At 34.3% G+C, this 9221-nt stretch carries 11 protein-coding genes; 5 read left to right on the plus strand and 6 right to left on the minus strand.

Annotated elements, in window-relative coordinates:
• Positions 1-29: 29 nt before the first annotated feature.
• The 5 genes from cls to fldA all read right to left on the minus strand — a co-directional run bounded on the left by cls (position 30) and on the right by fldA (position 3641).
• Positions 30-1493 (minus strand): cardiolipin synthase, encoded by a 1464-nt coding sequence (gene cls, locus GA0061080_RS07520; protein WP_091123527.1) that lies wholly within the window; start codon positions 1491-1493, stop codon positions 30-32.
• 6 nt (positions 1494-1499) lie between these two features.
• The gene (gene yciA / locus GA0061080_RS07525; protein WP_091123529.1) at positions 1500-1955 is read right to left on the minus strand and encodes an acyl-CoA thioester hydrolase YciA; all 456 of its coding nucleotides are present in this window, start codon (positions 1953-1955) and stop codon (positions 1500-1502) included.
• A 24-nt stretch (positions 1956-1979) separates the two neighbouring features.
• Positions 1980-2522, minus strand: a complete 543-nt coding sequence (locus GA0061080_RS07530; RefSeq protein WP_091123532.1) for an inner membrane-spanning protein YciB — start codon at positions 2520-2522, stop codon at positions 1980-1982.
• A gap of 69 nt (positions 2523-2591) precedes the next feature.
• The gene (gene fur / locus GA0061080_RS07535) at positions 2592-3050 is read right to left on the minus strand and encodes a ferric iron uptake transcriptional regulator (protein ID WP_065635886.1); all 459 of its coding nucleotides are present in this window, start codon (positions 3048-3050) and stop codon (positions 2592-2594) included.
• Between the two features lie 78 nt (positions 3051-3128).
• Positions 3129-3641 (minus strand): flavodoxin FldA, encoded by a 513-nt coding sequence (gene fldA, locus GA0061080_RS07540; RefSeq protein WP_091123544.1) that lies wholly within the window; start codon positions 3639-3641, stop codon positions 3129-3131.
• 184 nt (positions 3642-3825) lie between these two features.
• Here fldA and sucC point away from each other — a divergent pair, with 184 nt between their 5' ends.
• The 5 genes from sucC to GA0061080_RS13135 all read left to right on the plus strand — a co-directional run bounded on the left by sucC (position 3826) and on the right by GA0061080_RS13135 (position 8841).
• Positions 3826-4995 (plus strand): ADP-forming succinate--CoA ligase subunit beta, encoded by a 1170-nt coding sequence (gene sucC / locus GA0061080_RS07545; RefSeq protein ID WP_091123548.1) that lies wholly within the window; start codon positions 3826-3828, stop codon positions 4993-4995.
• Positions 4996-5022: 27 nt separating this feature from the next.
• Positions 5023-5895, plus strand: a complete 873-nt coding sequence (gene sucD / locus GA0061080_RS07550) for a succinate--CoA ligase subunit alpha (protein WP_091123551.1) — start codon at positions 5023-5025, stop codon at positions 5893-5895.
• Between the two features lie 98 nt (positions 5896-5993).
• The gene (locus GA0061080_RS07555; RefSeq protein ID WP_091123555.1) at positions 5994-7565 is read left to right on the plus strand and encodes a cytochrome ubiquinol oxidase subunit I; all 1572 of its coding nucleotides are present in this window, start codon (positions 5994-5996) and stop codon (positions 7563-7565) included.
• A gap of 19 nt (positions 7566-7584) precedes the next feature.
• Positions 7585-8721 (plus strand): cytochrome d ubiquinol oxidase subunit II, encoded by a 1137-nt coding sequence (gene cydB, locus GA0061080_RS07560; RefSeq protein ID WP_091123558.1) that lies wholly within the window; start codon positions 7585-7587, stop codon positions 8719-8721.
• A gap of 9 nt (positions 8722-8730) precedes the next feature.
• Positions 8731-8841, plus strand: a complete 111-nt coding sequence (locus GA0061080_RS13135) for a cytochrome bd oxidase small subunit, CydX/CbdX family (protein WP_141683114.1) — start codon at positions 8731-8733, stop codon at positions 8839-8841.
• Positions 8842-8881: 40 nt separating this feature from the next.
• Here the strand turns inward: GA0061080_RS13135 and GA0061080_RS12915 are convergent.
• Positions 8882-9221 (minus strand): transposase (locus tag GA0061080_RS12915; protein ID WP_245174456.1); only part of this gene is annotated, 340 nt, incomplete at its 5' end.

Raw genomic sequence — 9221 nt, forward strand, 5'->3', positions numbered from 1 at the left:
GAAATGCGAACTTAAGATTTGAGCACCAATTATAGTAATGGTGCAAAAAAATAAAACAGCCGTTCAACTATGTGTTGCCAAATTGGGCGTTGCATCCATTCTTCAGTTTTTACTTTATCTGAGTTAGATAGATATTTTTTTAAGAGTACTGACAGCGATTTAGCAAATTCTACATCATCGATCACAGTTGTAATCTCAAAATTAAGCCATAAGCTACGCATGTCTAAATTAACGGTACCAACAAGACTTAACTGATTGTCGATTAAGACGCTTTTGGTGTGTAATAAGTTATCATTAAATTGATAAAGTTTCACTCCACCGTTTAATAATTCAGAAAAAAAGGCTCGACTTGCCCATTTGACCATTAGTGAGTCATTATTTTTAGGAACAATGATAATGACTTCTACTCCCCGTTGGGCTGCGGTGCAAACAGCATGTAAAATATCATCACTCGGTACTAAATAAGGTGTTGTAAAAATAATTTGCTCTTGTGCTGAGTAAATTGCTGTTAATAACACTTGGTGAATCATATTTTCCATATAACCAGGACCAGATGCTATTAATTGCATTATATGTTTTTTATCTTCTGGTGGTTCAGCAAATTCAGTTATTTTCGGTAGAGTTAGATGTTTACCTGTTTCTAGCTCCCAATCACTGGCATATATTGCGCTCATTAGTGTTGTTACAGGACCACTCATTCTGACCATGATATCAACCCACTCACCGACATGTCTATTTTGTTTAAAAAAGCGAGGATCGACAATATTCATGCTACCGGTATAAGATATGTAGTTGTCGATAATGGCTACTTTTCGGTGTTGGCGTAAATCCAATCTTCTAAAAATAAATCGAAGTAAGTTTACTTTTAATGCTTCGACAATGATAATACCTGCATCGCGCATTCTTTTATTGGCATCAGTTTTTATAAAATGTCTACTACCTGCAGAATCAACCATTAATCGACAAGTTACACCTCGTTTAGCTGCTTGTATTAGTGCTTGCTCAACATCATCAGCTCGACCACCTTCGTTCCAGATATAAAATACCATTTCGATATTTGATGTCGCTTTATTTATATCGTCAATTAAACGGTCAAAAATTTCGTTAGTTTCGCTTAGTAGTTCAATATGATTACCATTAATTCCATCAAGGCCAGTTTGGTGTTTACAAAGTTGAAAAATCGGTTTACTTACTTGGCTAACATTGCTAGTGAAAATATCAGAAAATTCGCTTAGGCGATTAATAAACTTTGAAATAGTTGGGCGCATTTTTTGCGCCCGTTTAACTCGCTGTTGACCTAAGTGAGCTTCACCTAAGGCAAAATAAAGGAACACTCCAACAAGTGGTAAAATATAAATGACTAACATCCATGCAATAACATAAGTTGTTGGTCTTCGTTTGAAGACAATTCGTAGTGTTGTTGCAACAATGATCAACCAATAGACAAGAAAGATCAATGTGCTGATTAAAGCATGGAATGAGGTAAATTGCATACTTAGTTAACTATTAGTTAAGTTTAATTTAGTGATTGGATCTTTGGTGCAATCATAATTTTGGAAAACTTCTGGTAATGGTTTTGGATTATTATGCTTATCAACTGAAACATAAGTAAATATAGCATCTGTTATGCAAAAGCGTTCAGTAGTATCAGATGTATCAATGACTTTTTTAACCCAAACTTCAATACCAATGGTGATAGATGTTTTTCCTGTTTTAATGCATTGTGCGTAACAACAAACCACATCTCCTACCATTGCTGGTTTGTAAAATGTAATACTACTAGCATTAACTGTTACAACTCTGTTTCTTGCGATCTCTTTTGATAAAATGCCACCAGCAAGATCCATTTGAGACATAATCCATCCACCAAAAATGTGCCCATGTGGATTAGTGTCAGCCGGCATCGCTAGTGTTCTAAGTACCAATTGACCTTTAGGGGCTATATTTTGTATCATGCTAAAATACTCCATTTGTACAATTTATTTATTGTCCGTATCTTTATTCATATTTTTGTAGATATAGATACCTGATATTAACGATAATAGTAACGATGCACCCGGTAAAATAAATACTTTAAATATCCAGAAGAAATTATCTGTAGTATAGTAGGTCGCACCTAAACTAAATGTACCACATAATATAAAGAAGAAGACCCATAATAAATTTAGTTTATTCCAAATATTTATATCTAACTGTATTTCTTTACCTAGCATTTTTTGAAGTAAATTTTTCTTAAAAATAAATTGGCTAACTAATAAAGCCATGGCAAATAAGAAATTAATAATAGTGACTTTCCATTTGATTATATTGGGATCACGCATATAAAGTGTGAATCCACCAAAAACCATGATCATCAGATAAGAAATCAATTCTACTTTATCTACTTTTCTATATAGAATAAGAATGAGAAGAAAGCATACCGTTGCTGCAATCATTAATGCTTGAACGCCCACAAAGACATCGTACATTGTTAAAAAAACAAAAAAGAACACAAGAGGAATAAAGTTTAAAAGTTGTTTCATTTGAGTATTAACCTAGTAAAAAGGTAAGTTATCATATTCTAAATAAACAAAAAGCCTATTGGAATAGGCTTATTTTTTGTGATGAAGTTCAGGATGAGCTTTACAATTACCAGATTGACAATGCCCATAAAGATATAAACTGTGAAAAGTTAGTTTAACACCATATTGTTCGGCAATTTCTTTTTGTCTAGCATTAATAATATCATCACGAAACTCAAATACTTCGCCACAATCCAAACAAATTAAATGATCGTGATGTTGTTGTGTAGCTAGTTCAAAAACTGCTTTGCCACCTTCAAAGTTATGGCGAGTGACAATTCCAGCATCATCAAACTGATTCAAAACACGATAGACGGTTGCAAGCCCGATTTCTTCACCCATATCAAGTAGTTTTTTATAAAGGTCTTCTACTGTAATATGTTGGCATGATGGATCTTGTAATAATTCTAAAATTTTTAATCGTGGTAACGTAACCTTTAACCCCGCGCTTTTGAGCGCTGCATTATTATCATTATCATGATTTGTCATATTACTTCCTGTTAAGTTATAAATATTTACTCATTATAGAAACTATATATGGTAAATAAAAGAAATCGTTTTAATAGATTAAATTTTCATTTCTATTTTGACTTGATTAACCCAATTGTTGATGCGTTCTTCAGTTAATTCTGGTTGGCGATCTTCGTCAATCGCTAAACCAATAAAATGTGCATCGTCCACCAAGCTTTTTGATGCTTCGAAACTATAGCCTTCAGTTGGCCAATGCCCAACAATTTTTGCGCCTTTAGGTTCAATAATATCACGAAGTGTACCCATAGCATCACAGAAATATTCTGCGTAATCTTCTTGATCGCCACAACCAAAAATAGCAACTATTTTATCGCTAAAATCAACTTTTTCTAAGTTAGGAAAAAAATCGTCCCAGTCTGCTTGTGATTCGCCATAGTACCAAGTTGGAATTCCAAAAAATAGATAATTGTATTGTTCTATGACTTCTTTAGTGGTTTTGGCAATGTCAAAAATGTCAGCTTTGTCATTACCCAAAGCTAGTTGGATTTGCTTTGCTACATTTTCTGTATTACCTGTGTCACTACCAAAAAAGATACCAACTTGTTTCATATTTTTACCTTTACTATTTACGATATTAAGATATTTTTAATTTTTAGAAGTATATCATTGTCACTAACTATCAGCAATAATCCTAACTTACTCTAAACATAACTTATTATGTGCTATACAATTTATTTATGTTGAATTAAAATTGTTGTCTATTTTACGTTAACTTAGGCTGTGGAATTTCTTTATGAACTTGCATGAATATCAATCTAAATGTCTTTTTAAACAATATAATTTACCCGTACCAGAAGGGTACGTTTGTAACTCAATTGGTGAAGTACAAGATATATTAGCTGAATTAGCTTCACAAAAAGATTTAGGTCCTTGGGTGGCTAAATGTCAAGTTCATGCAGGAGGACGGGGTAAAGCAGGTGGCGTTATTTGTACTCAAAATTATAGTGAAATAAAACAATTTGCTGAAAAATGGTTAGGGCAATATCTAGTTACTTATCAAACTACGGCTAAAGGTCAGCCTGTTAACAAGATTTTAATTGAAAAAGCGTCTAATATTCATAAAGAATTGTATTTGGGAGCGGTGGTTGATCGTAGCTCTAAACGTGTTGTGATTATGGCTTCGACAGAAGGTGGAGTTGATATTGAAAGTGTTGCTGAAAACTCACCACACTTAATTTATAAAACCTCGCTTGATCCTTTAACAGGGCCTTGTGCTTACCAAGGCCGTGAGCTGGCATTTAAATTAGGTTTGACAGGTAAATTAGTAAACCAATTTACAAAGCTGTTTGTGAATTTTGCAAAGCTGTTTTTAGAAAATGATGTTTCGTTAGCCGAAGTCAATCCTTTAGTGATTACTGATTTAAATGAACTTATTTGTTTAGATGCGAAAGTGGTTTTAGATGATAATGCGATTTTTAGACATCCAAACTTAAATATTTTAAGAGATACAACGCAAGAAGATGAACGCGAATCAATTGCTGCAAAACAAGGTATTAGCTATGTATCACTAAACGGTAATATTGGTTGTATGGTTAATGGGGCAGGTCTTGCGATGGCAACTATGGATATTATTAAACTGCATGGTGGGGAACCTGCTAACTTTTTGGATGTTGGTGGTGGGACGACAAAAGAACGTGTTGCAGAGGCATTTAAGTTGATATTATCCGACAAAAATGTGAAAGCGATTTTAGTTAATATTTTTGGTGGTATTGTTCGTTGTGATTTAATTGCTGATGGAATTATTAGTGCAATTAAAGAAATTGGTCTTACCGTTCCTGTTGTTGTTCGTCTTGAAGGTAATAACGCTGCACTTGCTAGAAAAATTCTCGCTAAAAGTGAATTAAATATTATTACTGCCGAAAGTTTAATAGATGCAGCTCAAAAAATCGTTGCTGTTGTTTAATAATAGGGCGCATGGAGAATAGTTATTATGTCAATTTTAGTTAATAAAGAAACCAAAGTTATTTGCCAAGGATTTACAGGTAGTCAAGGAACTTTTCATTCACAGCAAGCGCTTGCTTATGGTACTAAGCTAGTCGGTGGTGTAACTCCTGGCAAAGGAGGTACAACCCATTTAGGTCTACCGGTCTTTAACACAGTTAAAGAAGCTGTTATAGCTACAGGTGCAACAGCAAGTGTTATTTATGTGCCAGCAGCATTTGGTAAAGATTCTATTTTAGAGGCGATTGATGCAGGTATTAAATTAATTGTCTGTATCACTGAAGGTATCCCAACTTTAGATATGCTTATAGTTAAAGAAAAATTACAACAAAAAGATGTCATAATGATTGGGCCAAATTGCCCAGGTATTATTGTTCCTGATGAATGTAAAATAGGTATTATGCCTGGGCATATTCACCTAGCTGGGAAAGTGGGGATTGTTTCACGTTCTGGTACATTAACTTATGAGGCAGTGAAGCAAACAACAGATATTGGTTTAGGGCAATCAGTATGTGTGGGCATTGGTGGTGATCCTATTCCTGGTAGTGATTTTATTTCTATTTTGGCGTTACTTGAACAAGACCCTAAGACTGAAGTTATTGTTATGATTGGTGAAATTGGTGGTACAGCGGAAGAGGAAGCTGCCGAATATATTAAAAATTATGTAACTAAACCTGTTATTGCCTATATTGCGGGGCTTTCTGCTCCTTCAGGAAAGCGTATGGGACATGCAGGTGCAATTATTTCGGGGAATAAAGGTACCGCATCAGAAAAATCAAAAATTCTGCAAGCTGCGGGTATTACAGTTGTAAAAAGTCTTACAGATATTGCTGATGCGGTAAAAAAACAAATTAAGATATAGTTTTTTTGATGTATATCAATTTTATTCTACAATTATCAGTGTATAATGGCTTACGATAACGTATAAATTTGTGGGCATTTAAGGATTAGGGAGTGCTTATGTTAGATATAGTAGAACTTTCACGCCTCCAGTTTGCACTTACAGCAATGTATCATTTTATTTTTGTGCCATTAACGCTAGGTTTGGCGTTTATGTTAGCAATTATGGAAACTGTATATGTTGTTAGTGGTAAGCAAGTCTGGAAGGATATGACGAAATTTTGGGGAAAACTGTTTGCTATCAACTTTGCTGTTGGTGTAGCAACGGGTTTAACTATGGAGTTTCAATTTGGTACCAATTGGTCTCATTACTCGCATTATGTGGGGGATATTTTTGGTGCGCCGTTAGCGATAGAAGGTTTAATGGCTTTTTTCCTTGAATCAACGATGGTTGGTTTATTCTTCTTTGGATGGGATAGGTTGAGTCGTGGTAAACACTTACTGGTTACATGGTGTGTTGCGTTTGGCTCAAATTTATCAGCACTTTGGATCTTAGTTGCTAATGGTTGGATGCAATTTCCTGTTGGTTCTGAGTTTAATCCGATCAATTCTCGTATGGAAATGGCAAGCTTTTATGATCTAATTACTAATTCTGTGGCGCAATACAAATTTGTTCATACTGTAACCGCAGGTTATTTAACTGGTGCGATTTTTGTATTAAGTATTAGTTCTTACTATTTACTAAAAAAACGAGATGTTGGATTTGCAAAACGTTCTTTTGCTGTGGCAGCTCCATTTGGTTTTATCATGTCAATTACTGTTGCAATTATGGGGGATGAAGCAGGTCACGAGATGACAACTGTTCAACCTGTTAAGCTTGCTGCTATTGAAGCTGAATGGGAAACTCAACCTGCACCTGCATCATTTAATGTTATTGCTTTTCCATCACAAAAAAATAAAGAAAATTTATTCTCAATAAAAATTCCTTATGCGATGGGTATAATGACTACACGTTCACTTGATACTCAAGTAACAGGGTTAAAAGACATATTAAAGAATAACGAAATCAGAATTCGTAATGGTATTTTAGCTTACACGAATTTAGAAAAAATCCAACAAGGAAATCAAGATCCAACAGTTCTTAAAGCATTCGAGGATAATAAATCTGATTTAGGCTATGGTTATTTAGTTAAACGTTTTACTGATCGGGATAATTTGACTATCCCCCAAGCAACGGAAGAACATATCAAAGCTGCGACAGAAGATTCAATTCCTACTGTTTGGCCATTATTTTGGGCACTTAGAGGTATGGTTGGTTGTGGTTTGTTAATGATTTTGGGAACAGGTATCGCTTTATGGACTACCTATAAAAACAAAATCGGTGAAAAACGTTGGTTATGCCGTTTATTGATTTTATTTTTACCTTTACCATGGTTAGCTTGTGAATGTGGTTGGTTTGTGGCTGAATATGGCCGTCAACCATGGGCAATTCAAGATATTTTACCGACAGGTGTTGCGAATTCTTCATTAACTCCTGGTGAAGTCTTATTTTCTATGGTGCTTATTTGTGGGCTTTACACGCTGTTCTTGGTTGCAGAAATGTTCTTGATGTTTAAGTTTGCTCGCTTAGGACCAAGTTCTTTGGGCACAGGCAACTATCATTATGAAAAAACGCAACAGCTAACAGAATAAGGCATAGGGAGTATACACAATGATTGATTACGAAATTGTACGCGTCATCTGGTGGGTACTGATTAGTGTTGTTTTAATCGGTTTTGTTGTCACAGATGGGTTTGATATGGGCGTGGGTATTTTATTACCGTTTATCGGTAAAACAGACACTGAACGTCGAATTATGATAAATGCAATTGCTCCTCATTGGGATGGTAACCAAGTTTGGTTAATTACCGCTGGAGCAGGGATTTTTGCAGCATGGCCAGATGCATATGCAGTGTCTTTTTCTGGATTTTATATTGCGATGATTTTGGTACTTTGTGCATTGTTTTTTAGACCAATTGGTTTTGATTATCGCAGTAAACTAGAAAATTCTAAGTGGCGAACCTTATGGGATGCAGGTATTTTTGCAGGTAGCTTTGTGCCAGCATTGGTTTTTGGTGTTGCTTTTGGTAATTTATTACAAGGTGTTCCATTTAGATTTGATAACTTTTATCGAGTTTTTTATGATGGTAACTTTTTTAGATTACTTAATCCTTTTGCTCTATTGACTGGTGTTGTGAGCTTAATGTTATTTGTTGCTCATGGTGGGGCGTGGTTACAAATGAAAACATCAGGTGAACTTTATTTAAGAGCAAGAAAGGCTACACAAATTGCTAGTTTAATTATGCTAATTGCATTTGTTTTAGCGGGAGTTTGGGTTGTGTTTGGTATTCATGGTTATGAAATTACTAGTGTGATTGATTATAATGCAGCATCACAACCGTTAAATAAAACTGTATCTACAGATGCATCGTGGTTAACTAACTATATGAATTATCCTATTTTATGGATAGTACCAATTTTAGGTGTTGTATTGCCACTATTAACCATTGTTTTTTCTAGTGCAAATAAAAATGCATTAGTATTTATTTCATCAATATTAACAATTGCTTGTGTTTTATTTACTTATGGTATTGCAACTTTCCCATTCATTATACCTTCAAGCATTATGCCAAATGCAAGTTTGACAATATGGGATGCATCATCAAGTCAATTAACACTTAATATTATGTTTGTTGTTGTTCTTATATTTTTACCTATTGTTCTTTTTTATACTATTTGGTCATATATCAAAATGTTTGGAAGACTTGATAAAAATCATATTGAAAACAATAAACATTCTCTTTATTAAGGAACAGCTATGTATTATATTTTATGGTTTATAGGACTTATTGCTACATGTATGTTATCAGTTGTAGTTGGCTTATGGGTTGAACGAGATAGTAGTGAAAAAGAATATAAAAATAAATAATATTAATTAAAAAAATAAAAACAGGTGGCTATTTGTCACTTCAAATTAATAACAAACCTCGATATAATTCGGGGTTTATTTTTTTATTTAAACCATAAATAGGATTTTTAATTTGGATTTTATTAAATAAATTAAAAAATAGCCTAAAAAAACGTAACAAAAATAGCTTTATCGCTATTTTCTTGATATTTTGAGCCGTTGCAGCCAATAAACACTGCATTTGAACCTGCGCTCTTCCTCTAAATCTTGCATAGCGATGTCCGTGGTGTTGTTTAGCGTCAGCAAAGCTGCGCTCTATGGTCTCTTTTCTCCGAGTATAGACTTTTTTACCCCAATGGCTTAAACGAATCTCGTTGGCTTTCTCTTTATCTACTTCCCAG

The organism is Gilliamella intestini, assembly GCF_900094935.1.
GTDB classification, from domain to species: domain Bacteria; phylum Pseudomonadota; class Gammaproteobacteria; order Enterobacterales; family Orbaceae; genus Gilliamella; species Gilliamella intestini.

What these genes read in the sequence shown, in the direction of transcription:
- sucC (WP_091123548.1), top strand. Translation starts at nt 3,826, where the DNA reads ATGAACTTGCATGAATATCAATCTAAATGTCTTTTTAAACAATATAAT.
- fldA (WP_091123544.1), bottom strand. Translation starts at nt 3,641, where the DNA reads ATGAAACAAGTTGGTATCTTTTTTGGTAGTGACACAGGTAATACAGAA.
- yciA (WP_091123529.1), bottom strand. Translation starts at nt 1,955, where the DNA reads ATGATACAAAATATAGCCCCTAAAGGTCAATTGGTACTTAGAACACTA.
- fur (WP_065635886.1), bottom strand. Translation starts at nt 3,050, where the DNA reads ATGACAAATCATGATAATGATAATAATGCAGCGCTCAAAAGCGCGGGG.
- cydB (WP_091123558.1), top strand. Translation starts at nt 7,585, where the DNA reads ATGATTGATTACGAAATTGTACGCGTCATCTGGTGGGTACTGATTAGT.
- cls (WP_091123527.1), bottom strand. Translation starts at nt 1,493, where the DNA reads ATGCAATTTACCTCATTCCATGCTTTAATCAGCACATTGATCTTTCTT.
- GA0061080_RS13135 (WP_141683114.1), top strand. Translation starts at nt 8,731, where the DNA reads ATGTATTATATTTTATGGTTTATAGGACTTATTGCTACATGTATGTTA.
- GA0061080_RS07555 (WP_091123555.1), top strand. Translation starts at nt 5,994, where the DNA reads ATGTTAGATATAGTAGAACTTTCACGCCTCCAGTTTGCACTTACAGCA.
- sucD (WP_091123551.1), top strand. Translation starts at nt 5,023, where the DNA reads ATGTCAATTTTAGTTAATAAAGAAACCAAAGTTATTTGCCAAGGATTT.
- GA0061080_RS07530 (WP_091123532.1), bottom strand. Translation starts at nt 2,522, where the DNA reads ATGAAACAACTTTTAAACTTTATTCCTCTTGTGTTCTTTTTTGTTTTT.